The following is a 24,990-nucleotide window of genomic DNA, read 5'->3' as shown; positions in this document are numbered from 1 at the left end:
GGGCCGTCTCTCGCACGGTTCATGTTCGCAGCGCCCGCAGCAGCCGAGGACTGTCCTCACGCTCGCAACTCCTTCATCGGACGGGGTAGGCAGACAGTTGTTCCCGCATCTCGACGGCTGCGTTTTGAATTTCGCGTTTGCTTGTCACAATGCTGATCTCAGACCGCTTTGGCAATTGCGGCTCAAGCGGAGGCGCAGCAGCTTCATGGCTCAGCACGATCGTTAACTCTGCCTGCGATTCTGAAAGGCTGACGACCGCCAAGCTCAGGTTCGGTTCAGTGAATGTCAGCCACTCGGCCACCTGTCCATCTGCGTCTGTATTCGCTGTCGCCGTTGTGGCTTCCGCCGCGGTCTGTTGCAGCCAATCAGACAATTTAGCGACTTCCCAGGTGGTCAGGCACGGGTCCCGGAAAGTCCACTGTATGCCATCGCTCGCTCGCACTGCCCCTTCCACAACTAGCCAGTTGGAATCCCAGGAAGCGTCCGCCGGTCCGTCTGCAGTCTCCTGAAGCACGAACTGGTACCCGGCGATCCGTAGTTCCAGCTCCGTGGTCTCGTCGTGAAGTCGCACACTATCAGGGTACGACCTCATACAGATCCGCAACTCTGGCACTTGCAGTGCAAGAATCTTGAGATCATCAAGCTCATGACCCACCGCCGGATAATGAAACGTAGACTAGGCTGAAATGCGATTTCAGAAGACTGCGCTTGGTGCTGCCGCACTTGCATGTGCGCTGGCCTCACTGGCTGGTTGCACACCGGAGTCGAACGGTCCGCCAATCGAGGATGCAGAGCCCACGGAGAAGCGGACGTACTCCAAACCGACCGAAGAACAACCGCCACCCACTGCTGCGGCCAATGCTTGCTCGATTTCAGGCGACGGTCTTCGCGAGCCGGTGTGGACTGACAGCGGCGACGTCAACGTCAACCTTTCGCCAGTATTCGCGGGCGAGCCAGATATGGATGCCGTGTCCTATGACGACAGTCGCGCAGACAGCTACGACAACTACTCAGAAGAATTTGATCCCGAACGTCTGATCGTTGTCGTTCTCAAGCAATCCGATCTTCCCCTCAAGGCCGACGACCTCACCGATTTCGAGTTTCAGCCAGCCGAGGCAGAGCCAGGCACCAAGGTCTGCGACGATCCACTTGACACCGATGTGCGTTACATCGGCGCTCGCGACGCAGGTGATGGCGAATCGGCCTCCATATGGGAGGTCTCATCCGACGAGCCGTTCTTTGACAATTCGAATCTCGCCAAAGTCACTCTGGACGTTCGCCAGGCCCATATCGAAGCGTGGCCGGATAGGTACGTCAAGCGTCAGGAGCACGTCGAAAACGATGACCCCAGGGGCCCGCGAAGAACTCCGGCGTTCGAGGATCTTGAGTTCTACTACGAGAACCGCTGACAAGTGAGGAAAGACCAAGGCGGAAGGTGAGCGGCAAGTCCGAGAAGCCATTTGCGCTCCTTGGAATAGCAATTCCGACACCCGTCGTTATACCGACCACTCCAAGGACGCGCTTGCTGGTTCAGTCGTCAGCGAGCGAGGACGGTGCGGAGTCCGTCGACGATCGCCCGCACCGAGGTCCGGTCCCCCAGAGAATCGGCATCGAGTTCGACGCTGGCGGGATAGATGAGACCGGGATCCGTGCCGATGCCGACACCGAGCATCCCGATGTCGCCGGACCGTCGCAGACCGGCCACCGTGGTCTCGAGGTCACGAGCGAGGTAGTCCTCGTCATTGGCGAAGGTGGTGGCGGAGTCGGCGGGCAGACCATCACTGACGACGACCACGGCCGATTTCGCCGCCTGTTGGCTGCGCAGTCGGCCGACCGCCCAGCGCAGGGCCTCGGCGTCGACGCCCTCCCGATACAGCGAGGTCTTGAGCAGACCGCCGAGGTGGGTGCGCGTCCGCCGCCACGAGGACGCTGCGGACTTGATCACGAGGTGATGGAGTTCGTTGAGCCGTCCCGGCCGCTCGGGTGAGCCGGCCTTCTTCCACTCGCTTCGCACGCGTCCGCCGTTCCACGCATTGGTAGTGAACCCGAGGATCTCGGTGTTCACATCCAACCGGTCGAGGGCGGTGACGAGCACGTCGAGGAGGGCGCCGAGTCCGAGCGCATGAGGTTTCATCGACCCCGAGAGATCGAGCAGGAAGGTCACGGCGCAATCGGTCTCGGCCCGCTGCGATCGTCCGCGGAAGACGCGCGGGTCGCCAAGAGACGTGATCAACCGTGTCAGACGGGAGGGGTCGAGGGCCCCGTCCTCGGAGTCGACGAGCTCGTGAGCGTCTTTCGCCGCCTCGACGACACCGTGCAGGCGGGAGACGACGGGTGCCAGCGGCACCGAGCGGCGTGCCGTTTCGGCGGCGATGGTGGTCCGGCCGCTGCGAAGGCTCTCCGTCCGGACCACCTCGGCGATGGTCGATTCCCGGTCGAATCTCCTCGTCCACGCCCGGTAGCCGCGGGCGAGGTGAAGCTGCCCGCCGGAGTCGTCAGAGGCGGGGGCGAACAGATCTTCGGCGATATCGAAGACCAGCGGCAGGCTCGGGGCGGCGCGACGCTCGCGCGCTCCGGACCGGGTTCCCTCTCGCTCTTCGACGGCGGCGATCCGGCCGGCGAGCGTGTGCGCGAGCTCGCGGGCCACCTCGGCGAAGTCCTGCTGATCGTATCGGGCATCGCGCAGCGGGAGGAGGAAGGGGCCGAGCTCGGATGAGAGTTCGAACCGGGATTCCTCGAGCAGGTCGGAGTCCGCTCGACCGATCGGGTCTCCGGTCAGGACCGACCGGGTGACGAGGATGACCGTGTACAGCAGAATGCCCAGGTGGGTCTCGTGCAGGCGGCTGCGCAGGTACTCGCTGCGCCAGTGCGCGTGCCGCTGGGACAGGTTGGCCCGGACTCCCGCCTGCCGGGCCAGGGATTCGCACCGGAACTGTTCGAGGACCTCGACGATGAGGCGCTCTTCCCGGGCCTGCGGCAGCATCTGCCGGTGGAGCTCGGGATCGCTCCACTTCCGGCGCATGGCCATGGCGTCCGTGGCTCCGCGCAGGGAGGGCAGATCCGAGCGGGAGGGGTCCGAATAGAGGTGGGGGGCGTTCATCGGCAGCAGGCCGTTCGCATCTGCCGGTCGGTGCGCCCACAGGTCGACCCCGGGATCCTGGCTCAGTGCCCGGAACACGGAGGCCAATCGCCGCTCGAGGACGAGTCCTTCCCGGTCGGAACGCTGTGTCGACTGCGAACCGTGCGCGGTCATCAGCTTGCCGTCGCCGCTTGGTCGAGGACGAGCTCACCGCCGAAGCAGCGCTGATAGTACTCCGCGACGAGCGGATGTTCGGTGGCGTCGCAGCGGTTGAGGAACGAGAACCTGAAGGCCAACTCGACGTCGCCGAAGATCACTGAGTTCTCGGCCCAGGAGATGACCGTGCGCGGGGACATGAGCGCTGAGACGTCGCCGGCGGCGAATCCGCTGCGCGTCAGCTGGGCGACCTCGATCATCGTCGCCACCGTCTCCTCTCCCAGGCGCGTCTCCGCCTCGGGCACCTGACCGGTGACGACGAGAAGCTCTTCGGCCGGGTCGAGGTAGTCGAGTGAGGCGATGATGTTCCATCGGTCGAGCTGAGCCTGGTTGAGCCGGTTGACCCCGTGGTAGAGGCCGTTGACGTTGCCCAGGCCGACCGTGTTCGCCGTGGCGAAGAGCCGGAAGTGCGGATGGGGGCGGATCACCCGGTTCTGTTCAGTGAGGGTGAACAGGCCATCGCGTTCGAGCAGACGCTGGATGATGAACATGACCTCCGGGCGGCCGGCATCGTATTCGTCGAAGACCAGCGCCATCGGCCTCGTCAGGGCGTAGGGGATCACACCCTCTTCGAAGGCCGTGCGCGGCTGCCCGTCCTCGATGACGACCTGGTCCTTGCCCACGAGGTCGGACCGGGAGATCTGCCCGTCGAGGTTGACGCGCATGAGCGGCCAGTTGAGGCGGGCGGCGATCTGTTCGATGTGCGTGGACTTCCCCGTCCCGTGCAGACCCTGCACGAGCACCCGGGATCCGTGGGAGAACCCGGCGAGCACCGCCCGCGTCACCTCAGGGTCGAACCGGTAGTTCTCATCGATGCGCGGGACCAGATCGCTGTCGTCCTCGAGCATCGGCACGGGCATGTCGGCATCGATGCCGAACAGTTCTCGCAGGGTTGAAACGTCGGCCATGATCGCCGTCCTTTCCTCGTCGTGGTTCAGCCTCACCGCAGCCGGTCAGCTCGGTCGCGGTTCAGGCCGAGTTCTCGTCGGCGCGGTCGATCTCGTCGAGAACGGCCATGCGCTGGGCGGCCTCTTCCACCACCGGCAGCAGTTCGACGAGGTCGTCGATCGACTTCCGGATCACGGGAGCCTGGACCGCCAGGGCCTGGTTCGATCGACCGATATCAGTGGGAATGAGCACCGCGAGACAGACGAGGCCTTCGAGGTACTCCTGCCGGTCCAGGGCATAACCGCAGCTTCGAGCCGAATCGAGCTCAGCCTCGAGCTCGGCCGGATCAGTGAGCGTGTGCGGGGTGAACTCTCTCAGCTGTGAACTGCTCAGCAGCCTGCGGCGCGGCGTGTCCCCGTATTGAGAGGCGATCATCTTCCCGCTGGCCGAAGCGTGGATGGGCACGCGGCTGCCGGCTTCGAGATGCACGCGCAACGGGTGTGAGGTCTCGACGCGATCGAGGTAGATGACCTCATCACCGGAGACCGCGGTGAGGTTGCAGCTCTCACCGATCTCCTCGGACAGCCGGGACAGGATCATCCGCCGCGCCCCCTGGCGGGAGTCATTGAGCAACACGTCCTCGGCCATCCGCCGCAGTCGCGCTCCGGTGCCGTAATGACGGCCGTCGCTGTGCCGGGTGAGCAATCCCGCACCCTCGAGTTGCTGGAGCATCCGGTGGAGTGTGGGTTTGGGCAGACCGGTCTGCACGACGAGGGATTGGAGGGTGAAGATCTGGTCGCGGGTGGAGATGAACTCCAACAGCGACACCAACCTCAGCGCGGGTGTCTCACCGGCGAGAGAAACGCGTTCCTCGGACCCCGGCTCTGCCAAGTCATCCATGGTCGCCTACCTTCCCGGCCGCCCGTCGGCCATGATCTTTTCGTCTCGGAATATCGTACCAAATGAAATCTTTTTCGGAACTCTATTGACACCTGCGGAGCTCGGACCATAAATTCGAGGTGTTCCGCTTTTCGAAGTGCAATGAACACAAAACCGAGACCACAAAGCAGTGGTCCTTTGACGAACAGGAGACGTTGCGATGACGGAACTGGCCGATCGAACCGATGAGGCGACGCTGAGCGAAGCGGTGAAGACCCAGAAGATCACCTCCTCCGAGGCCTTCGTCGAAACGATGGTGAACTACGGAGTCACCGACATCTTCGGAATCATGGGCTCGGCATTCATGGATGCGATGGACATCTTCGCTCCCGCCGGCATCGATTTCATCCCGGTGGTCCATGAGCAGGGAGCCGCACACATGGCCGACGGCTACGCCCGCGCCTCGGGCCGCTTCGGCGTCGTCACCGGCCAGAACGGACCGGGCATCTCGAACTGCGTGACAGCGATCGCCGCGGCCTACTGGGCACATTCGCCGGTCGTCATCGTCACCCCGGAGGCGGGCACGAACTCGATCGGCCTCGGCGGATTCCAGGAGGCGAATCAGCTGCCGATGTTCCAGGAGTTCACGAAGTACCAGGGACATGTGTCCAATGCGTCTCGCATGTCCGAATTCACCGCTCGCTGCTTCGACCGCGCGAGGTCGGAGATGGGACCCACCCAGCTCAACATCCCCCGCGACTACTTCTACGGCGAATGCGATCCGCAGATCCCGACGCCGCAGAAGATCGACCGGGGCGCCGGCGGCGCCGAGAGCCTGGAGGAGGCGGCAGACCTGCTCGCCTCGGCGAAGAATCCCGTCATCGTCTCCGGCGGCGGCGTCGTCATGGCCGATGGCGTCGATGAGTGCATCGCCCTGGCCGAGCGTCTCGGAGCGCCGGTGGTCAACAGCTACCAGCACAATGACTCCTTCCCCGCCAGCCACCCGCTGTGGGCCGGACCGCTGGGCTACCAGGGTTCGAAGGCCGGGATGACGCTGATCAACCAGGCCGACGTCGTCCTTGCTCTGGGCACCCGCCTGGGGCCGTTCGGCACGCTGCCCCAGTACGAATTCGACTACTGGCCCACCAACGCGAAGATCATCCAGGTCGACGCCGATCAGAAGATGCTCGGCCTGGTCAAGAAGATCGATGTCGGCATCTGCGGAGACGCCAAGGCCGTCGCCGAGGAGCTGCGCAACCGCCTCAACGACCGCGAGGTCGCCTGCGACGCCACGAAGGACCAGCGCGCCGAACTCATCCGGGCCGAGAAGGAGGCCTGGGAGGCCGAACTCGATTCCTGGACCCATGAGAAGGACGAGTTCTCCCTCGACGCCATCGACAAAGCGGAGAAGGAGGACGGCAACTGGCTGCACCCGCGCCAGGTGCTGCGCGAACTCGAGAAGGCGATGCCCGCCGACGTCATGGTCTCGACCGACATCGGCAACATCAACTCGGTCGCCCACAGCTACCTGCGGTTCGAGCGCCCGCGCAGCTTCTTCGCTCCGATGAGCTTCGGCAACTGCGGCTATGCCCTGCCGACGATCATCGGCGCCAAGCGTGCGGCTCCCGAACGTCCGGCCATCGCCTACGCCGGTGACGGCGCCTGGGCGATGAGCATGGTCGAGGTCCTCACCGCGGTCCGTCACGACATTCCGGTCACCGCGGTGGTGTTCCGCAACCGGCAGTGGGGTGCGGAGAAGAAGAACCAAGTGGAGTTCTACGGCCACCGCTTCATTGCCGGTGAGCTCGACAACGGAGAGAGCTTCGCCGCCATGGCCGAGTCGATGGGAGCCGACGGCATCGTCGTCGACGACCTCGACGAGGTCGGCCCCGCTCTGCAGAAGGCCGTGGACGCACAGATGAACGAGGGCAGGACCAGCGTCATCGAGGTCATGTGCACGAAGGAGCTCGGAGATCCCTTCCGCCGCGATGCGCTGCGGAAGCCGGTTCGGACTCTGGACAAGTACAAGGACTACGTGTGAGTCCTCGATACTGGTGAGCGCCGGTCGCCGGAGGTGGTGGTCGGGTCGGACCCGACCACCATCTCCGGGGCTTCCGGTGCCGCCCATCACGCACGACACAATCGATCAGCGGCCCGTCGACGATGACACTGCCGCAGAAAGCTGGCGCTCACGCGATGAACTCGCCCGAACAGATCATCTACCCAGCCCGTACCGTGCGGACCCTTGATCCCGCACGACCCACCGCCGAGGCGATCATGGTCCGCGGATCGCTGATCCGAGCCGTCGGTTCTCTCGACGAGCTCAAGGCCTACGGTCCCTCCCGCATCGACGACCGCTATGCGGATGCCGTGATCTTCCCCGGAATGGTCGAAGCCCACGCACACGCGGGCAGCGGAGGCATGTGGGAGAACACCTACGTCGGCTTCTATACGCGCAAGGATCCCGATGGTCGGATCTGGCCCGGCTGCACGAGCGTCGACGAGGTGCTCGATCGGCTGCGGGACGCCGACGCCCGACTCGGCGACGGTGAGCTGCTCATCGCCTGGGGGCTCGATCCGATCTTCTTCCCCGGCGAGCGCCTCGACAAACGCCACCTCGACTCAGTGTCGACGACGCGGCCGATCTTCGTCAGCCACCAGAGCGGACACCTGGCCACCGTGAACTCGGCGATGCTGGCCCATGAGGGAATCGACCGCGACTGCCCGGTCGAAGGCGTCGTCCGCGGTTCTGACGGCGAACCCAACGGCGAGCTGCGGGAGCCTCCGGCGATCGCACTGATCTCGAGCGCCTCTTCCCTCCTCGGCGGCCCGTTCGATCCGGCCGCTCTGCGCGGTTTCGCCGCCGACGCCCGCAACCACGGGGTGACGACCTCTGCGGATCTCGGCAACCCCTACATCATGACCGATGCCCTCGACGAGCATCGGAGCATCATCGACGATGATGACTTCCCGCTCCGACTCTCGCTCTTCCACCTCGGCGGCGGCATGGGTGCCGGCGGCGATCCGCACACGGCGTCGCGCACTCTGGCGGATCTGGCCGAGACCGGCAGCGAGAAGATGCACCTCGGCGGGGTCAAACTCTTCCTCGACGGGTCCATCCAGGGGTTCACCGCCCGGCTCCAGGCTCCTGGGTATCTGTCCGAGGACGGCAACGGCATCTGGCTGTCCTCACCAGAGGAGTTCTATCGGGCCTTCCGCGCCTATCATGCTGCCGGCTCGGTCATCCATGTCCACTGCAACGGCGACGAAGCCACCGAGCTCTTCCTCGACACCGTCGAGCAGGTGCTGGCCGAGGTGCCCCGCTGGGACCACCGGCACACGGTCACGCACAGTCAGCTGACGACTCCGGCGCAGTACCGGAGGATGAAGGCTCTGGGGGTGTGCGCGAACATCTTCTCCAACCACATCTGGTACTGGGGCGACCAGCATCGGGATCTCATCCTCGGCCCCGATCGCGCCGAGCGGATGAACGCCGCCGCCACCGCACTGCGCATCGGGGTGCCGATCTCGCTGCACTGCGATACACCCGTCACTCCCCTCGACGCGCTGGCCACGGCCTCCTACGCGGCCGAACGGGCCACACCGAGCGGCCGCGTGCTCGGAGTCCACGAGAGGATCAGTGTGGCCCAGGCTCTCGACGCCGTCACCCTGGGAGCGGCCTATATGCTCAAGCTCGACCACCTCGTCGGGTCGTTGGAGGCGGGCAAATTCGCCGACTTCGCGATCCTCGACCGGGACCCCTACGACTGCGAGCCGGCCGAACTGCGCGAAGTCACCGTCCACGGGACCGTCGTGGCCGGCCGGCACTTCCAGGCGGCAGGCTGAGCGATGATCGAGCTGACAGTGATCGGCGGCTATCTCGGGGCGGGCAAGACCACTCTGCTCAACGAGATCCTCGATCGGACCGACGGTGAACGCGTCGCGGTCATCGTCAACGACTTCGGCACGGTCAATATCGACGCGGAGATCATCGCCAGCGACGACGGCCGGACCTGGGAGATCGCCAATGGGTGCATCTGCTGCGACCTCTCGGACGGAATGGCTTCCGCGATCGAGAGCATCCGGACCGCCACTCCCCCGGTGACGCGCATCTTCGTCGAGGTCAGCGGAGTCGGACAGCCCGAGGTCGTCGCACGCTGGGGCGACCATCCCGGTTTCTCCCGAGGCGGTTCCCTCGTCTGCGCCGATGCCACCTCCATCCGCCGGGACGTCAACCGGAAATGGGTGGGAGAGACGGTGCTGTCGCAGCTGCGCGGTGCCGACCGGATCCTGTTGACGAAGACGGATCTGGTGGACGAGCTGCAGCTGCGCGAGGTCGAGGACTGGCTGACAACACAACTGGACATCGATGCCGAGATCATCGATCGGGAACGAGTCCTGGTAGGTGGACAGATGCGGCAGTCCGAACATCCGACGACGGCGTCCAGCACCGCTGATTCGAGTCATGCCGCTTCGGCGCACACCTCATGGTCGATCACAACTACCGCGGCAGTCGATCCCGTTCGGCTGTGCGCACTCGTGCTCGACCTTCCGGAGATCGTCGTCCGGGCCAAAGGCATCCTGACCGATAGTCGGGATCCCGACCGTCGGTTCCTCATCCAATACGACGGCACGAGATGCGAGACAGACGATGTCGTAGCGGCGGGCGCGGCTTCAGACGAACCGGGGCACCTCGTCGTCATCGCGGCCGGTGACCATGTCAAGACTCCAAGCTCAGTGACCGCGCTGGCTCAGACGCTTCACGGGTGGGTCGGCGACTAGCCGACCACGATCATCTGAAAGGGAACAATGAAGTTCACCCTCAAAAACAATCGACACCGCGAGTCGGCCTCGCGGCGACAAGGGCTGCCAATGTCGCACCCGCCCCGAGCAGTACTCGCGATCGTCGCGGTGCTCGCGCTCCTATTCAGCGGCTGCGCTTCTCACACAGCGCTCGTGGGAAGCGACGACGACACTCTGATCTACGGAACCGGCGAAGTGCCTCGCGTGCTCAATCCCGCTGTGCAATCGGGTCTCGCCACGGCTACAAGTGGAGCCCAGCTGTTCGCCAGCCCTGTTCTTCTCACAAAATCCCTTGAGCCGAAGCCCTATCTGGCCAAGTCGTGGGACGAGTCCGATGACGGGAAGAAGGTTACTCTTCATCTCGTCGACAGTGCGAAATTCCACGACGGCGTCGCCATCACCTCCGAAGATGTCGCGTTCTCGCTCGACGTGGTGAAACGCGAACATCCTTTCGGCGCCAACCTCTTTGGGCCGGTGACGAGCGTCGACACTCCGGACAAGCACACGGTGGTCATCAACCTGTCACGGAGGCACCCAGCATTGATGACTGCCATGAGTCCACCCTTCCTCCCGGTCATTCCCAAGCACGTCTATGGCACTGGCGACACTGTTGCTGATCACCCGCAGAATTCTCAGAAAGTGGTGGGATCGGGCCCCTATCGCCTTCGCAGCCACAGCGAAGGAAAGAGGATTGTCTTCGACAAGGTCGATGACTTCTTCATGGACAACTCCAAAGCACCGAAATCCGTGATCATCGAAATCATCTCGGACGAAAACACCTTGTCATTGGCACTGGAGAAGGGCGAGATCGACATGATGACCACCAACACCCCGTCCGTGACGCAACGGTTGAGTCGATCTTCGGACCTGACCGTCGCCGAACAGGGGTATGAAGGCATCGGATCCCTCGGCTGGCTCGGCTTCAATGTCAAGAGCAAGTACCTCTCGGATAAGAAAGTCCGCCAGGCGATCGCCTATTCGATCGATCGAGATTACATCATCAATGACCTGCACCGAGGAAAACTGTCAGCGGCCACGAGTCCTATTGCGAGTGGGAGCCCCTACCACGATGACGATCTGCCCGAGTACGACCGTGATCTCAACAAAGCAGGTGACCTTCTCGACGACGCCGGCTATCCGTCGTCAGAGGACGGAAAGCGCTTCGACCTGCAGCTGGATTACGCACCTACGAGCAATGAGATGTCCACCAGCGTGGCAGAAACCATCAAAGCCAATCTGAAAGAAGTTGGCATCAACGTCCGCATTCGCAGCTCCGCCGATGCCCCCACCTGGGGAAATCGGGTTGCCAACTACGACTACGACATGACCTTGGACAACGTCTGGAACTGGGGCGACCCGGTGGTCGGAGTCGAACGCACCTATCTGTGCAGCAACATCAAGAAGGGCGTCCTGTGGGCGAACATGTCCCAGTACTGCAACCCGAAGGTGGATGAACTTTTCAAGAATGCCGCTGCGGCACCCGACGAGAAGACCCGAAAGGAACTCTACTTCGATGTGCAGGAGATCCTCACGGACGAGCTGCCGATTCTGCCTTTTGAAACGCAGCAATTCAGGAACATCTACAGCGACACAGTCGTGAATCCTCCGAACGGCCCGTTCGGCATCATGTCGCCGTTGCTAAACACCTCGATGGAAGGTTGACCATGTCACTGACAGCTCCACCGAAGATCAAGCTCAAAGGGCGCAGAAACATGGCCCTGGCGAGGTCCCGTTCGATCGCCTCACGCATCGCCCAGGCCGTCCTCCTCCTGCTCGCCGTCATCATCTTCAACTTCGTGCTCATCCACCTCGCCCCCGGAGACCCGGCGACGGTCATCGCCGGTGAGTCGGGCGGCACCACCCCCGAGCAGCTCGAATCGATCCGAGAGGCCTATGGGCTCAACGACCCGATCTTCGTCCAACTCTGGCACTACCTCGTTCAGATCGCTCATTTCGACCTCGGCTACTCGTTCTATTTCGGCCAGGACGTCACATCGCTCATCGGTGAGCGGCTGTACCCGACAGTCCTTCTCGCGGGAACCGGAATGCTCGCTGGGCTCATCATCGGCACCCTGCTCGGAGTCATCGCCGCGATCAAACCTCGGGGAATCCTCAGCTACTTCGTCACGGTCATTGCCCTCGTCGGCTTCGCGGCTCCAGTCTTCTGGACCTCCGTGCTGCTGCTCTTGGCCCTGTCGATCACTATTCCGATCTTCCCGATCCAAGGAATGAACTCGATCATCGTCTCCCCGCACGCCTTTCCACAGATCTGGGATACGACGATGCATCTGATCCTCCCTGCCACTGCACTGGCACTTATCTATGTGGCGCTTTACAGCCGCACTGCGCGCACAAGCATGCTCGAGGTCCTCGACTCCGACTACATCCGCACCGCATGGGCCAAGGGGCTGGGAGGCAGGATCGTCATCTTCAAGCATGCGCTGCGCAACGCGGTGCTGCCTGTCGTCACTCTGCTCGGTCTCCACGTCGGTGCGCTCCTGTCCAGCGTGGTGCTCATTGAGGTCGTTTTCAACTGGCCGGGACTCGGCTCGCTGCTGCTCGAATCGATTCTCCGCCGGGACACTCCTGTGATCCTGGGAATCCTCCTGGCCAGCTCTGTAATCGTCATCGTCGCCAATCTGGTCACGGACGTGGCCTACCGCATCATCGACCCGCGGATCGCCATCTCAGGAGGGCCACAATGACCGACATCATGTCACTGCCGAGCACCGGCCAGGAACAACCCGAGCAGCCGCCCCAGGTTGCGAAGCGGAAGCGGCCGACGACGGCATGGACACTGTTCCGTCGTAACCGTGTCGCTCTCATCGGTCTGTCGATGCTTGCGGCGATCCTGCTCGCAATCACCTTCGGTCCGATGATCTATCCGAACAACCCCTTCGAGATAGTCGGCATCCCGATGGAGGCACCAGGCGAATCCGAGGTCCTGCTCGGGACTGATGCCCTGGGACGCGATCTCTTTGCCGAGTTGCTCTACGGCGGTCGGGCCACCATGCTCGTCGGCGTGGTCGCGGCCGTCCTGTCCACGGCGATCGGCATCATGCTCGGCGGGTTCGCCGGCTATCATCGCGGGTGGGCCGATTCCGTGGCCGTGCGCATCACCGAGTTCTTCCAGGTTCTGCCTCCGCTGCTGCTGGCCATGGTACTCGTCACCCTGTTCACTCCGAGCCTGATGACGATCACCATCGCCATCGGCGTCGTCAGCTGGCCGGCGACCATGCGCATCACCCGAGCCGAGTTCCTCCGCATCCGCGAGCTCGACTACGTCAAGAACGACCGTGTTGCCGGAGCCAGTGACTTCTGGATCATCATGAAGACCATCCTGCCGAACGCGCTACCGCCGATCGTCGTCATGTCGACCTTGGTCATTGGTCAGGCGATGCTCTTCGAGGCGGGGCTGAGCTTCCTCGGCCTCGGCGACCCCAACACGATGAGCTGGGGCCTGATCCTTGGCAACAACCGCGAGCAGATGCTCACTGCCTGGTGGCCCGTGGCTTTCCCGGGTCTGGCCATTTTCCTCGCCGTGCTGAGCGTCAGCCTCTCCGGCGACGGACTCAACGACGCCCTCAACCCCAAAGGTCGTGAACGATGAACACTGCAACGATCAGTTCGACTGCCACCGCCGACGCCGAGCGCGGACCGGAGCCTGCGGGTGCCGACGAGTCGCCAATCCTGTCGGTGAAGAACTTGTCGGTGAAGTTCCAGGACAACACAGCCGTCGATGCCGTCTCCTTCGACGTCAGGCCGAGAGAGGTTCTCGCGATCGTCGGGGAATCCGGGTCGGGGAAGTCGGTGACCTCCCTGGCGATCATGCGCCTGGTCGAGCTCTCCTCCGCGGGCAAGGTCACCGACGGTCAGATGTGCTTCACTCGGTCAGGCGGTGAGGTCGTCGACCTGCGCACGGCTCCGGAAGCGACGATGCGCGCGATTCGGGGCAATGACATCTCGATGATCTTCCAGGAGCCGCTGACCTCGCTCAACCCGGTCTATTCGGTGGGCAATCAGCTCGCCGAGGTGTTGCGCGTGCACAAGGGGATGGCCCGTCGTGAGGCGAGGAAGGGCGTCATCGAGCTCATGGAGAGAGTGCGCATCCCCGAACCCGAACGCCGGGCCAGGCAGTACCCGCATCAGATGTCCGGCGGCATGCGGCAGCGCGTCGTCATCGCGATGGCTTTGGCCTGCCAGCCGCGGATCCTCATCGCCGACGAACCCACCACGGCACTGGATGTGACGATCCAGGCACAGATCCTGGCACTGCTGCGTGAGCTGAAGAACGACCTCGACGCCGGCATCATCTTCATCACCCACGACATGGGTGTCGTCGCCGAGATCGCCGATCGGGTCCTCGTCATGCGCAAGTCGCAGGCGATCGAGACGGGCAGCGTGGAGGATATCTTCCACAATCCTAAACACCCGTATACGAAGAAGCTGCTCAGCGCGGTGCCGAAGCTCGGGGCGATGAACGGCACCGACTCCCCCGCACTGTTCCGACTAGACGAGGAAGAGGCCTGCTGATGACGAAGATCCTCGAAATCGACAATCTGGTCAAGGGCTTTTCGATCTCCGGCGGGATGAAGGTCCATGCCGTCGAGGACGTCAGCTTCCATGTCGACAAGGCGGAGACGTTCGCGCTCGTCGGAGAGAGCGGGTGCGGCAAGACCACACTGGCGAACCTCGCGATGCGTCTGCAGAAGCCCGACAGCGGAACGATCAGGCTCCTCGACACGGATATCACCGATCTGGGAACACGCGGTCTGCGCCCGCATCGCCGTCACCTGCAGATGATCTTCCAGGATCCGTTCGCCAGCCTCAATCCGCGCAAAACCGCGGGCAGGATCGTCGGTGATCCGATGCGACTCAATCGCACGGCCTCGAACGGAGACGTCGAGGCCCGCGTGGCCGAACTGTTCGAACTCGTCGGCCTGAGTGCCGATGACATGCGGAAGTACCCGCATCAGTTCTCGGGCGGTCAGCGGCAGCGCATCTGCATCGCACGAGCGCTCACGCTCAATCCGAGCCTCATCGTCGCAGACGAGGCCGTGTCCGCCCTCGACGTGTCCGTGCGAGCCACGGTGCTCAACCTCATGATCGAGCTGCAGCAGGAGTTCGAACTGTCGTATCTCTTCGTCAGCCACGACCTGGCGGTCGTCGAGAGGATCGCGCATCGGGTAGCCGTGATGTACCTGGGGCAGATCGTCGAGATGGGGCCGCGGCGTCAGGTGTTCGAGAACCCGCAGCACTCGTACACACAACGCCTCATGGATGCCGCGCCGATCGCCGACCCGAGCCAGAAGCGCGAACGAGCCCTCATCGCCGGTGAGATCCCCAGCCCTGTCTGGCCCGAGGACCAGGGCCCGGAGAGAGTGACCTTGCGCGACCTAGGAGGCGGACACCTGGTGGCGGCCGAGTGACGGCTCACTGCTTGCCGAGGATGCCGTCCCCGCCGTCGACGTTGAGCAGGGTGCCCGTGACGAAGCCGGCGTCGTCCGAGCACAGCCATACGGCAGCGGCCGCCTGCTCCTGAGGACTGGCCATCCGCTTCATCGGGATGGCCTCGGTGACCTTCCTGTACTCCTCTGGGGACGCTTCAGCCCACGAACTCAACGCCGCCGTCATCGTCGCCGCGGGGCAGATCGCATTGACTCGAATGCCCTGTGCGGCGTATTCCAACGCTGCCGTCTGCGTCATTCCGTTGACCGCCCATTTCGAGGCGTTGTAGGGCGACAGCCCAGGACTGCCGTTCTTGCCCGACATCGACGATGTGTTGACGATAGCGCCGGACCCCTGTGTCGCCATCTGCCTCAGTTCGTGCTTCATGAAGCCCATGAGGCCGAAAACGTTGACGTCGAAGAGCCGCTGCCAGTCGTCACGGTCCTGGTCACTGAATGGCAGGGCAGCGGCTCCGAGTCCGGCATGGTTGTGTGCGAAGTCGAGGCTGCCCCATCGTGAGACGACTTCCTCGACGACGGCTGCAGCATCGTCCTCGGAAGACGCGTCGACGATCCTTCCTTCGGCGGTGCCGCCCTCGGCGCGGATGAGTCGGCAGGTCTCCTCCACTGCCTCGCCGTCGATATCGGTGACCAGGACCGCGGCGCCCGCCTCGGCGAAGGCCATGGCGCTGGCGCGTCCGATTCCACTTCCTGCCGCCGTGACGAAGCCGTTCTTTCCCCTGAGATCTGTCATAACGTTCCTCTCTCCTGCCTGTGGCAGCGTGTGGTGGCGCCGGCATGTCGCCGACACCTGTCGACGGCAGCAGATTCTGCGCCGACTTCACCCACGTCGTTGCGGGAAAGCCTGGCAGCAGATTGCTGTTGCCTATGGTGAACTGTCATTAATCATAGAATTGATTCTATTGGCTGTGAACCGAATGCTTCCTTCTACCCCAGCCCGTCCCACACCATTCTCTGCCGCAGGGCTGGCGCCAGCACGAGGGCGGCGATGACGCTGCCGACCAGCAGCACCCAGGCACCGAAGTAGGTGAAGAGTTTGAGTTCGGGAGCCAGCTGCGGCCCGAAGTCGGCGGCCATGAGGATCACTCCCCCGAGGATGAGCGCCGTGGACACGATCACCTGGATGAACTGCTCGACGGTGGACTTGAGCAGGTTCTTGATCATCGAGATGTTCAGCCCTGATGTGCCGACGTCAAGCGTTCCGTCCTGCAGGTGGCCGGCGATGCGAGAGAGCTGTCCGGGCAGCTCGGCGATCTGCGGTGCAGTCGCGGCTGCATAGAGAGTGAATTCCTGCCGGTCGACGCCCAGTCCGCCGACCTCACGCAGCAGCGTCCTCCCGTTCTGAGTCACCAAAGCCAGCAGGTTGAGTTCGGGAACCAGCCGGGTGATCGATCCTTCGAGGGTGCTGATCGCGCGGAAGGCCGTCGCTACCGAGGCGGGCATCGGGAACCCGAAGTCGACGACGAAATCGATGAGCTCGCCGAACAGTGCCGCCGAGGTGGATCCCGGCAGTCCGTCACCGAACTTCAGCATGATCTGCCCGATCTCACGTTGCAGCTCCCGCAGGTTCACATCACTCGGCGTGCCCAGCAGCTCCAGGATCGCAGCTGTCGCCGCTTGCGAGTTCTGCGAGTCGAAGGCCATGAGCAGCAAGGCGATGGCACGCCGGTCACGTTTGTCGATGCGACCGACGGCACCGAAGTCCACGAGTCCGGCACGACCGGATTGGGAGATGACGATGTTTCCCGGGTGGAGATCGGCGTGGAAGATGCCTTTGCCGAGCACCTGACGTACGACCATGAGGAACAGGTCCTCAGCGATCTCCCTACGGGCCAGTTCGGAGAGGTTGTCGACCACCTCGGCGGCGTGGGACAGGGGGATGCCCTCGACGAGGTCCATGACGATGACGAACTCGCCGGAGAGTTCCTTGTGCACGTGCGGGATGTGGACCGTCGAGTCGGTCTTCGACGTCGAACGTCCGGTCTCGTCGGCGAGGCGGAGCGCTTCGATGTGCCCCAGTTCCCCGCGGTAGTCGAGTTCGCCCTGGAGTGAGTCGACGAAGCTGTGGGCGAGCTTCGCGATGCCGATCTTCTGCGCCCACTCCGTCGTCCGCTCCAGACGCTCGGCCAGGGTGAGGACGATATCGCAATCGGCGCGGACCTGTTTGCGGATCTTCGGTCGCTGCACTTTCACCGCCACCGCGCGACCTTCCAAGGTCACCGCACGGTGAACCTGCGCGACCGAAGCGCCTGCGAAGGGGACTTCGTCGAACTCGGCGAACACCTCGGCGACAGGACGGCCCCATTCGGCCTCGAGCTGGTCCTTGACCTCGGAGAAGGGAACGGGCTTCACGCCGGCCTGCAGGGTAGAGAACTCTTCGACGAACTCGTGCGGGATCATGTCACCGCGGGTGGCGATGAACTGGCCGAGCTTGATGAAGGTGACGCCTGAGGCGGCGAGGGCGTCGCGCGTTGTCGAGGCGATCTCACGCAGAGACACCCGCAGGGTCGGAATCCTCGGCTTGAGGTAGTGGGAGAGTCCGAACTTGATGAGGATCTTCTGGATCTGCGCGAGCCGGTTGAGTCGGCGATACCAGGTGGGGATCTTCGGAGCGTTGCGGATGAGTGAGCTGAGCGTGCCCGAGGGCATGACGAGTTCGATCGCCAGGAGGACGAACATCTGGATGACGATGAACCACGCGAAGAGCAGCAGGAAGACCATGATGGCCGGGAAGCTCATGTCCAGGGTCGGATAGTATCCGCCTGCGGAGATGCCGAGCATCTTGTAGGCCTGAAGTGTGATCGGCCAGATCGACAGACCCATGATGAGGGACACGATTGTATTGCGAGCGGCACCGGTGCCGGTGAACATCATCCGTCGGACGAGGAATCCGACGATGAGCGCGCTGAGGACGCCCAGTCCGATGGAGTAGAGGATCGTCATCCTTCATCCCTTCCGCCGTCTGTGGTCCCCGCCGAGGTTCGGAATCGTTCACCGAGGTTCGGGGCCGTCACCAGCCTAATAGATCAGGTGGGGTGGAGATTGAGAGTTCGCAGGGTGTCGACGGAAGGACGGTGCCTCCCACTCACTCCGGCCGATGCGCGGCCATCACCTTCTTGAACAGCTCGTCGCCGAGTTTGTCGTACGACGCGTCCTCCGGGTACCACTCGTCGAGTGAGGCGAATTCGCCCTTGTCGTCGAAGCCGAGCTCGGTCACGCTCTTCTGCCACTCCTCCCCCGCACTGCTCAGCGCCTTCGGGGCCTCGGCAACTCCGGCCTTCTCAGCGGTCTTGTCCGACAGCGTCTTCGCGTACTTCGCCATCTGCTTCTGGACATCGTCCTCGAACGGCTTGACGGAACCGCCGTTGTCCTTCGCCTGCTCGACGGCCTGAGCCTTCGCACCGATGACGACCTCCATCATCGTGGAGAACGTCGTCGACATCGCGTCGAATACCACCTGCTGATAGGCCACCGGAAGTTCCGAGTACTTCTTCCCGGCCGTGATCGCACCGGCCGAACGGGCGATTCCCGCATCGGAAGCGACACCGATGTGCGGTGCGACCTCGAAGGTGCCGGCCTCGACGTTCGGGGCCAGCTGACCGAGATCGCAGTCGACGGTGCCGCGCTGCAGCGCCTCATAGGTCTCCGGGAACGACAGAGACACCGGGGTCGCGCCGAGGTCGGTCACCTGCTTGCCGGCGGCCGCCGAGCCGACGCGGATCTGCTGTCCCTTCCAGTCCTTCGCGGCGGTCATCGGCTCGGAGCACATCGTCGAATACCCGCCCGCGGCGAGCATCGGAATGAGTGGGACGAGGTCCTTATTCTCGAACTCGGCAAGCACCTCGGGCGTCTCCCAGGCTGCTTGGACGCCGGCCGCATTCGCCGCCAGATCGCTTGCCACCGGGGAGCTCGGCAGGGTCGACATTGCGGTGCCGAGGGCATCGAAGGCCGGATACTCGGCTGGGGTGTAGGACGGCAGAGTGAACGCGAGGTCGACGCGGCCATCGGCCAGGGCATCATCGACGTCGGCATAGCTGGCGATCGCCTGACCCCACACGATGTCGACGGTGATCTTCCCGCCGGAGCGTTCCTCGATCGCCTTCTTCACATCGAGCCCGTTGGGCGCGAGGATTGACTTCTCCGACATCGCCGAGGGCTGGAACTTCAGAGTCACCGGGTCGAGGTCGGCCAGAGCCTCATCGATCTCATCTTGGGAAGCATCGACAGCGAAGCCCTCACCCGCGGCGGTCTCCGAGTCCGAACCGCCACCGCCGACCGATCCGGCACAGCCGGCGAGCAAGGCCAAAGATGCCGCCATTGCTGTGACAGTGGCGCGGCGGACTGCCGCCGTACGGATGCGCTGCATGGGACTCCTTTGAACGACGGCTGTGAATTCTCTTAGATCATAGATCCGAATCCGCTCGCCCCGACCTCGAAAGAACATGACTCCGCTCACACCGTGCGGAAGCGTTCCGACAGCACGTTCGTCGGTTCGGTGGGCCGCCTCGGCGGGGTCATCCGGCGGCCATTCCGCCGCTTGTGCGTTCGATGAGGTCAGGAAGCCACTCCGTCATCCCGGGGGCGGCGATCATGAGGACGAGGAAGACCACAGCCACGGGCAGGAACCACAGGAGTGAGGTGAAGATGTCCCGCAAAGTGACGGTGTGCCCGAGGTTGACGTCGGGGTGCTTGGCGATGCTGTGGACGATGTAGGGGATGATGCCGACCGGCGGGGTGATCATGCCGAACTCGCCGAGCAGGACGACGAAGACGCCGAACCACAGCGGGCTCACCCCCATCGTCTCGAGCGTCGGCAGCAGGATCGGGATGGTCAGCAGCATCATCGACATGGTGTCGAAGAACATGCCCATGATGATGTAGAGGACGATGAGCACGAGCAGGAAGCTCACCGTCGACAGCCCGAGGCTCGTGATGAACCCGGTGAGGATGGGGGCGAGCCCCGTGATCGCCAGCAGGCTCGTGAGCATCGTCGCGCCGATCATGATGAAGAAGATCGCCGAGGTGGCCGACACCGTTGCCAGCGCCGATTCCGCGACCTTGCGCCACGGCAGGTCGGCCCGTTTCTCCCACAGGCACAGCAGTACCGAGCAGAGAGCGGCGGCGGCTCCCGCCTCGGTGGGGGTGAAGATGCCGGAGAACATGCCGCCGAAGAGGACGACGAGGATGACCAGGAATCCCCAGACGCCGCCGAGCGAGGTGAAGCGCTGTCGCCACGTGGGGCGGGTTCGATCAGGGGTGGCGGCGTTGCGGCCGACGAGCGACGGTGCAACGAGGCCGATGGCGAAGATGAAGACGGCGAAGCAGAGGGCCAGGAGAATGCCGGGCAGGGCTCCGGCCATGAGGGCGGGGCCGACCGGCACCGAGGCGATGCCGGCGTAGACGACCATGAGGATCGACGGTGGGATGAGGTTGCCCGTCATGCCGGAGACCATGATCGTGCCGACGGCCATGCGTCTGTCGTAGCCGGCTTTGAGCATCTCGGGGATCCCGGCTCGGCCGAGAGCGTAGGTCATGCCGATCGTCGAGCCGGTGACGGCGGACAGTCCGGCTCCGGCGAAGGTGGTGCCGATGCCGATGCCGCCGGGCAACCATGAGAACCAGTGGTCGGCGACGCGGTAGATCTTCGCCGACAGCCCGGACTGGGTGAGCAGCATGCCCATGAAGATGAACATCGGCAGCACGCTGAGCGTCCAGTCCGAGACCGCGCTGAACGGCGCCGTGGCCAGGATGTTCATGGTCGCGGGGATGCCGGACACGGCGTAGACGCCGATGATCGACGGTACGGACAGGGCGATGGCCACGGGCACGGAGAGGAAGAGGAGCACGAGCATCATGGCGATGCACCAGGCTCCACCGACGGCAGCCGAGGGGCTGGTGAAAAGGCCGAAGAGGCAGACGGCGACGAGCCCGAAGCCGACGGTGAGTGCGAGCCAGCCGGGTCGCCTCCGTCGTGATCCGGTGGGGAAGAGGGAGGGGTGCTGTGTCGTGGCGTCCGGCGGCAGCGCCGCGGCGGAGGCATCGGTATTCGGGTTCACAGTTCGCTTCCGTCAGCGGGAGCACTGTCGGCAGATTGGTGTTCAGCTGGCCTGCCGGTCACGAGGTCGAGGTCGGGCTGACCGGTGCGGACGATGATGTAGGCGTCGAGCACGTAGAGGACGGCCAGAAGCACGAAGACCACTGGAACAAGAAAGTACACCGGCCAGGTGATGATGTCGGAGACGTCGGCGGTCGAACCGATCGCCATGTTCTCCATGGCCCGGTCGAGACCGAACCAGGCGAAGGCGAGGGACACGAGCGCACCGAGGACGCAGGCGAAGACCGTGAACACTGAGGCGGTGGCCGGGCGTGCACGCTCGATGACCATGGTGACTCGGATGTGTTCCTTCTCGAGCTGAGCGGCGGGGATGCCGAGCAGCGCCACGATCGGCAGGTACCAGTATTCGACGATCTCGTTCGTGCCGTAGATCGGGGCGTCGAAGAGGGAGCGTGCGAGGGCGTGGACGACGATGTGGACCATCATGACGATGACGGCTGCGGCAGTGGTGATCGTCAGGCACCTGTTGAGGACCCTCGCAAACCTCTGCATCACGCGTCACCTGAGCTGTCGGTGTCTGCGAGAGCGCTGGTCGACTGCGTTGTCCCTGCCGAGACGTCTGGTGATTCAGTGGTGACGGCCACTGCACGAAGCGCGTCGAGCAGGTCATCGACTTCCGAAGCGGAACTCAAGGCGTCTGGAATCATCGCGGTGACACGTCGTGCGCCCGCCTCGTCGACGGCGATCGGGTCGATGCCGTTCACCTGTGCGTAGCGGCGGGCGCTGCGGGGCAGAAGCGCCACGCCGAGGCCGTTGGAGACGAGTGACTGGATGGCGCCCGGATTGTCGGTGATGTGCCGGGTGCGCGGTTCGAAGCCGGCTTGTCGGCAGAGTCGTTCGGCAGTGGAGCGGCATCGCACGCATCCCATGATCCACGGCAGGTCGGCGACGTCGCTGAGGTGTTGGATCTGTCCGGCGCGGTTCCACCTCTCGGGGACGAGCAGGTCGAGATGGTCGTCACCGAGGTCGACGGTGACGTGGCCGGGGATCTCCGGTGGTTCTTCATCCTCGTGGTGGAACAGGAACGCCATATCGATGGCACCGTCTTCGAGCATGGTCATGGCTTCGGGTGGCTCCGCCTCGGCGACTTCATAGGAATGGTGCTGCGGTGATTCTGTTCCGGTGCCTGCATCCGCTTCGAGTCTGCCGAGCGCCGCGGACAGCGGGCCGATGACGAAGCTGGGGAATCCCGCGAGGCGGACATTGCGTCCGCCGAGTCCGAACGCTTTCGCCAGATCGCCGCGCAATCCCATCACCGAAGCGGCCACCTCGTTCGCGCGGATGCGGGCGAGCTGCCCGGCGGTGGTGAGGACGATGCCGCGCGGGGTGCGGTCGAAGAGTGTGACTCCGAGGTCCTTCTCAAGGGCGGTCATGTGTTGGGAAAGCGCGGGCTGGGACCAGCCGAGTTCGCGTGCCGCTGCGCCGATGCTGCCGGCTTCGGCGATGGCGCCGAAGATCAGCAGACGCTTCGTCTCCCCGACGTCGAGGGCTTGCTCGAACACATTTGCCATAAGGCCAGCTTATGCCAGGGCAGAGGGAACTGGGTCTACCGGGCGGTGCGGATTCGGCTCAGACTGGAGAGGACGGACAGTCGAACGAGGTTGAGGAGAGGGACAATGCGCAGGATCGGCCTTCTGGGTGGAATGAGCTGGCATTCGAGCATCGAGTACTACACGAAGATCAACGCGGCCGTGGCCAAGCAGCTTGGCGGTCATCATTCTGCGCAGATCCTCCTCGATTCCACAGACTTCGCCGATATCCGCGCGATGCAGGTCGCCGAGGACTGGGCCGGCAACGATGCCGCGCTGGCAGCGACCGGACAGCGCTTGGTCGAAGGCGGTGCCGAGGCTGTCGCGATCGCCACGAACCTCATGCACAAGTGCGCTCCTGCAGTGGAGACTGCGGTCGATGTTCCGCTCATCCACATCGTCGACTCGATCGCGACGACAGCCAAGCGCCGGGGATACTCGACGCTGGCAGTGCTGGGCACGAAGTGGACGATGCTCGACGGCTTCTACACCGAGCGTCTGGAGGCTCAGGGCATTCGCACTCTTGTTCCAGATGAGGAGACCTGCCTCGAGGTCGACCAGATCATCTTCGACGAGCTCACGCAGGGAGTCTTTACTGATGCGTCCCGCGCCCGGTATGTCGAGATCATGAACGACCTCAAGGCTCGCGGAGCCGATGCCGTGGCGCTGTCGTGCACGGAGATCGGCCTGCTGGTTCCGCCGGAGACCGCTCCCCTGCCGGCCATCGACTCCGTAGACGCCCATGTGGCTGCGATTGTGGAGTGGATGATGGCGGAGGAGCCTGCTCTGGCAGCAGTCTGACCGACTACGGGTCTCAGCGATCGTGCCCCTTCGCGTACGTCGCGTCATCGGTGATGTCACTCCGCGACCGGTCCTTGAGGAACCTCAAGGCAACCAAAGTGATGACCGCCGAGATCAGGATGTACACGGACACTGCATACCCAGTTCCGAACTGGTGGATCAGCCACGTCGCAATCAAAGCGGCAGGACCGCCGGCGATGATTGACGAGAGCTGGTAGCCGAGACCGGCACCCGTGTACCGGAGGTTTGTCGGGAACGACTCGGCGATGATCGACGCCTGTGGCCCGTACTGCATAGCGTGAGGCACGAGGCCGAGGCACAGTGCGAGGAACGCCAACCAGGTGACGCCGCTGTCGAGGAGTGCGAAGTAGACAAAGCCCCAAACGCCCATGATCGCAGCGCCCCAGGCGTAGATCTTCTTCCGACCGATCGTGTCGGAGTAGAGACCGAACAACGGAACCAGGATGAACTCCACGCCCGCCGCGACCAGAGTACCGATGAGCACGAAGTTGTACGTGTAATCGTGCCCGTTTGAGCCGCTGGTCATGTACGACAGCACAAACGCTGTAACTACATAGAACGGCATCTGCTCGGACATCCTCAAAAACGCCGAAAGGATGATCTCCTTCGGGAACCGACGGATGACCTGCATGAGCGGCGCGGCCGTTGTGGTCTGTTCCGCGACTACCTTCGAGAACTGTGGCGTCTCCATGATCTTCAACCGAATGTAGAGGCCGATCGCCACCAGCACCAGGCTCAGGAGGAACGGAATACGGAAGCCCCAGGTGATGAACGCATCTTTGCCCATAATCCCATTGAACAGAGACATCAGCCCGGTGGAGAGAATGAGACCGATGGCAACGCCGAGTTGAGGCCAACTGCCCATGAGGCCCCGCCGCTTCTGATCGCCCCATTCCATTGACAACAACACAGAGCCGCTCCACTCGCCACCGACCGCAATGCCTTGGAACACGCGGAGGAGGATGAGGATGATCGCTGCCGCGTCTCCCCATGTTGCTGAGCCTGGCAGGATGCCGATGAGTGCGGTGGAGATTCCCATCATCAGCAAAGTGACGATGAGCATGACTTTCCGGCCGATTCGGTCGCCCCAGTGCCCAAAGATCGCCGCGCCGACTGGGCGGGCTAGGAATCCGACGAAGTAAGTGGCGAAAGCCGCGAGGGTGCCGATATACGGCGAGACGTCGGGGAAGA

At 63.7% G+C, this 24,990-nt stretch carries 21 protein-coding genes; 10 read left to right on the top strand and 11 right to left on the bottom strand.

Annotation, left to right across the window (positions count from 1 at the left end; genetic code table 11):
- Positions 1–73: 73 nt before the first annotated feature.
- On the bottom strand, positions 74–571 hold the full coding sequence (locus tag IHE57_RS15460) for a WapI family immunity protein (RefSeq protein WP_209374471.1): 498 nt from the start codon (positions 569–571) through the stop codon (positions 74–76).
- A 115-nt stretch (positions 572–686) separates the two neighbouring features.
- Between IHE57_RS15460 and IHE57_RS15455 the strand changes: the two genes are divergently transcribed.
- Entirely contained in the window at positions 687–1,409 is a 723-nt protein-coding gene (locus IHE57_RS15455) for a hypothetical protein (protein WP_209374470.1), read from the top strand.
- Positions 1,410–1,537: 128 nt separating this feature from the next.
- On the opposite strand, the gene IHE57_RS15450 is transcribed toward IHE57_RS15455, so the two are convergent.
- The 3 genes from IHE57_RS15450 to IHE57_RS15440 form a co-directional block, all read right to left on the bottom strand.
- Positions 1,538–3,253 carry a cobaltochelatase CobT-related protein gene (locus IHE57_RS15450; protein ID WP_209374469.1) on the bottom strand — a complete coding sequence of 572 codons (1,716 nt, stop codon included), beginning with the start codon at positions 3,251–3,253 and terminating at the stop codon, positions 1,538–1,540.
- Positions 3,253–4,203 (bottom strand): AAA family ATPase, encoded by a 951-nt coding sequence (locus IHE57_RS15445; protein WP_209374468.1) that lies wholly within the window; start codon positions 4,201–4,203, stop codon positions 3,253–3,255. The genes IHE57_RS15450 and IHE57_RS15445 overlap by 1 nt, the downstream gene beginning before the upstream one ends.
- A 61-nt stretch (positions 4,204–4,264) precedes the next feature.
- On the bottom strand, positions 4,265–5,083 hold the full coding sequence (locus IHE57_RS15440; RefSeq protein ID WP_209374467.1) for an IclR family transcriptional regulator: 819 nt from the start codon (positions 5,081–5,083) through the stop codon (positions 4,265–4,267).
- Positions 5,084–5,282: 199 nt separating this feature from the next.
- Between IHE57_RS15440 and xsc the strand changes: the two genes are divergently transcribed.
- The 8 genes from xsc (at position 5,283) to IHE57_RS16625 (ending at position 15,294) form a co-directional block, all read left to right on the top strand.
- Entirely contained in the window at positions 5,283–7,103 is a 1,821-nt protein-coding gene (gene xsc, locus IHE57_RS15435; protein WP_209374465.1) for a sulfoacetaldehyde acetyltransferase, read from the top strand.
- 155 nt (positions 7,104–7,258) lie between these two features.
- Entirely contained in the window at positions 7,259–8,908 is a 1,650-nt protein-coding gene (locus tag IHE57_RS15430) for an amidohydrolase (protein WP_209374464.1), read from the top strand.
- A 3-nt stretch (positions 8,909–8,911) separates the two neighbouring features.
- Positions 8,912–9,844 carry a CobW family GTP-binding protein gene (locus tag IHE57_RS15425; RefSeq protein WP_209374463.1) on the top strand — a complete coding sequence of 311 codons (933 nt, stop codon included), beginning with the start codon at positions 8,912–8,914 and terminating at the stop codon, positions 9,842–9,844.
- A 27-nt stretch (positions 9,845–9,871) separates the two neighbouring features.
- Positions 9,872–11,527, top strand: coding sequence for an ABC transporter substrate-binding protein (locus IHE57_RS15420; protein WP_209374462.1), 1,656 nt, complete (start codon positions 9,872–9,874; stop codon positions 11,525–11,527).
- Between the two features lie 2 nt (positions 11,528–11,529).
- On the top strand, positions 11,530–12,570 hold the full coding sequence (locus IHE57_RS15415) for an ABC transporter permease (protein WP_209374461.1): 1,041 nt from the start codon (positions 11,530–11,532) through the stop codon (positions 12,568–12,570).
- The gene (locus IHE57_RS15410; protein WP_209374460.1) at positions 12,567–13,475 is read left to right on the top strand and encodes an ABC transporter permease; all 909 of its coding nucleotides are present in this window, start codon (positions 12,567–12,569) and stop codon (positions 13,473–13,475) included. The genes IHE57_RS15415 and IHE57_RS15410 overlap by 4 nt, the downstream gene beginning before the upstream one ends.
- Positions 13,472–14,398, top strand: coding sequence for an ATP-binding cassette domain-containing protein (locus tag IHE57_RS16240; protein ID WP_216630071.1), 927 nt, complete (start codon positions 13,472–13,474; stop codon positions 14,396–14,398). The genes IHE57_RS15410 and IHE57_RS16240 overlap by 4 nt, the downstream gene beginning before the upstream one ends.
- Positions 14,398–15,294, top strand: coding sequence for an ABC transporter ATP-binding protein (locus IHE57_RS16625; RefSeq protein WP_216629482.1), 897 nt, complete (start codon positions 14,398–14,400; stop codon positions 15,292–15,294). Before IHE57_RS16240 ends, IHE57_RS16625 begins: the two co-directional genes overlap by 1 nt.
- A gap of 4 nt (positions 15,295–15,298) precedes the next feature.
- On the opposite strand, the gene IHE57_RS15400 is transcribed toward IHE57_RS16625, so the two are convergent.
- The 6 genes from IHE57_RS15400 to IHE57_RS15375 all read right to left on the bottom strand — a co-directional run bounded on the left by IHE57_RS15400 (position 15,299) and on the right by IHE57_RS15375 (position 22,959).
- A complete protein-coding gene (locus tag IHE57_RS15400; protein ID WP_209323200.1) occupies positions 15,299–16,066 on the bottom strand; it encodes an SDR family NAD(P)-dependent oxidoreductase in 768 nt (255 codons plus the stop codon).
- A 194-nt stretch (positions 16,067–16,260) separates the two neighbouring features.
- Complete coding sequence (locus tag IHE57_RS15395) at positions 16,261–18,276, bottom strand: ABC1 kinase family protein (RefSeq protein ID WP_209374459.1); 2,016 nt, start codon at positions 18,274–18,276, stop codon at positions 16,261–16,263.
- A 142-nt stretch (positions 18,277–18,418) separates the two neighbouring features.
- Positions 18,419–19,699, bottom strand: coding sequence for a TRAP transporter substrate-binding protein DctP (gene dctP / locus IHE57_RS15390; RefSeq protein ID WP_209374457.1), 1,281 nt, complete (start codon positions 19,697–19,699; stop codon positions 18,419–18,421).
- Between the two features lie 148 nt (positions 19,700–19,847).
- Entirely contained in the window at positions 19,848–21,389 is a 1,542-nt protein-coding gene (locus tag IHE57_RS15385; RefSeq protein WP_209374455.1) for a TRAP transporter large permease, read from the bottom strand.
- Positions 21,386–21,940 (bottom strand): TRAP transporter small permease, encoded by a 555-nt coding sequence (locus IHE57_RS15380; protein WP_209374453.1) that lies wholly within the window; start codon positions 21,938–21,940, stop codon positions 21,386–21,388. The genes IHE57_RS15385 and IHE57_RS15380 overlap by 4 nt, the downstream gene beginning before the upstream one ends.
- Positions 21,940–22,959, bottom strand: coding sequence for a LysR family transcriptional regulator (locus tag IHE57_RS15375; RefSeq protein ID WP_209374451.1), 1,020 nt, complete (start codon positions 22,957–22,959; stop codon positions 21,940–21,942). Before IHE57_RS15375 ends, IHE57_RS15380 begins: the two co-directional genes overlap by 1 nt.
- Before the next feature lie 105 nt (positions 22,960–23,064).
- Here IHE57_RS15375 and IHE57_RS15370 point away from each other — a divergent pair, with 105 nt between their 5' ends.
- Positions 23,065–23,778 (top strand): aspartate/glutamate racemase family protein, encoded by a 714-nt coding sequence (locus tag IHE57_RS15370; RefSeq protein ID WP_209374449.1) that lies wholly within the window; start codon positions 23,065–23,067, stop codon positions 23,776–23,778.
- A gap of 13 nt (positions 23,779–23,791) precedes the next feature.
- Here IHE57_RS15370 and IHE57_RS15365 read toward each other — a convergent pair.
- A partial coding sequence (locus IHE57_RS15365) for an MFS transporter (protein ID WP_209374448.1) occupies positions 23,792–24,990 on the bottom strand: 1,199 nt, incomplete at its 5' end.

This window comes from Brevibacterium renqingii (assembly GCF_017808105.1).
Lineage (GTDB): Bacteria > Actinomycetota > Actinomycetes > Actinomycetales > Brevibacteriaceae > Brevibacterium > Brevibacterium renqingii.
This window is presented reverse-complemented; position numbering and strand designations above follow the sequence as displayed.

What these genes read in the sequence shown, in the direction of transcription:
- IHE57_RS15455 (WP_209374470.1), top strand. Translation starts at nt 687, where the DNA reads ATGCGATTTCAGAAGACTGCGCTTGGTGCTGCCGCACTTGCATGTGCG.
- IHE57_RS15450 (WP_209374469.1), bottom strand. Translation starts at nt 3,253, where the DNA reads ATGACCGCGCACGGTTCGCAGTCGACACAGCGTTCCGACCGGGAAGGA.
- IHE57_RS15445 (WP_209374468.1), bottom strand. Translation starts at nt 4,203, where the DNA reads ATGGCCGACGTTTCAACCCTGCGAGAACTGTTCGGCATCGATGCCGAC.
- IHE57_RS15440 (WP_209374467.1), bottom strand. Translation starts at nt 5,083, where the DNA reads ATGGATGACTTGGCAGAGCCGGGGTCCGAGGAACGCGTTTCTCTCGCC.
- xsc (WP_209374465.1), top strand. Translation starts at nt 5,283, where the DNA reads ATGACGGAACTGGCCGATCGAACCGATGAGGCGACGCTGAGCGAAGCG.
- IHE57_RS15430 (WP_209374464.1), top strand. Translation starts at nt 7,259, where the DNA reads ATGAACTCGCCCGAACAGATCATCTACCCAGCCCGTACCGTGCGGACC.
- IHE57_RS15425 (WP_209374463.1), top strand. Translation starts at nt 8,912, where the DNA reads ATGATCGAGCTGACAGTGATCGGCGGCTATCTCGGGGCGGGCAAGACC.
- IHE57_RS15420 (WP_209374462.1), top strand. Translation starts at nt 9,872, where the DNA reads ATGAAGTTCACCCTCAAAAACAATCGACACCGCGAGTCGGCCTCGCGG.
- IHE57_RS15415 (WP_209374461.1), top strand. Translation starts at nt 11,530, where the DNA reads ATGTCACTGACAGCTCCACCGAAGATCAAGCTCAAAGGGCGCAGAAAC.
- IHE57_RS15410 (WP_209374460.1), top strand. Translation starts at nt 12,567, where the DNA reads ATGACCGACATCATGTCACTGCCGAGCACCGGCCAGGAACAACCCGAG.
- IHE57_RS16240 (WP_216630071.1), top strand. Translation starts at nt 13,472, where the DNA reads ATGAACACTGCAACGATCAGTTCGACTGCCACCGCCGACGCCGAGCGC.
- IHE57_RS16625 (WP_216629482.1), top strand. Translation starts at nt 14,398, where the DNA reads ATGACGAAGATCCTCGAAATCGACAATCTGGTCAAGGGCTTTTCGATC.
- IHE57_RS15400 (WP_209323200.1), bottom strand. Translation starts at nt 16,066, where the DNA reads ATGACAGATCTCAGGGGAAAGAACGGCTTCGTCACGGCGGCAGGAAGT.
- IHE57_RS15395 (WP_209374459.1), bottom strand. Translation starts at nt 18,276, where the DNA reads ATGACGATCCTCTACTCCATCGGACTGGGCGTCCTCAGCGCGCTCATC.
- dctP (WP_209374457.1), bottom strand. Translation starts at nt 19,699, where the DNA reads ATGCAGCGCATCCGTACGGCGGCAGTCCGCCGCGCCACTGTCACAGCA.
- IHE57_RS15380 (WP_209374453.1), bottom strand. Translation starts at nt 21,940, where the DNA reads ATGCAGAGGTTTGCGAGGGTCCTCAACAGGTGCCTGACGATCACCACT.
- IHE57_RS15375 (WP_209374451.1), bottom strand. Translation starts at nt 22,959, where the DNA reads ATGGCAAATGTGTTCGAGCAAGCCCTCGACGTCGGGGAGACGAAGCGT.
- IHE57_RS15370 (WP_209374449.1), top strand. Translation starts at nt 23,065, where the DNA reads ATGCGCAGGATCGGCCTTCTGGGTGGAATGAGCTGGCATTCGAGCATC.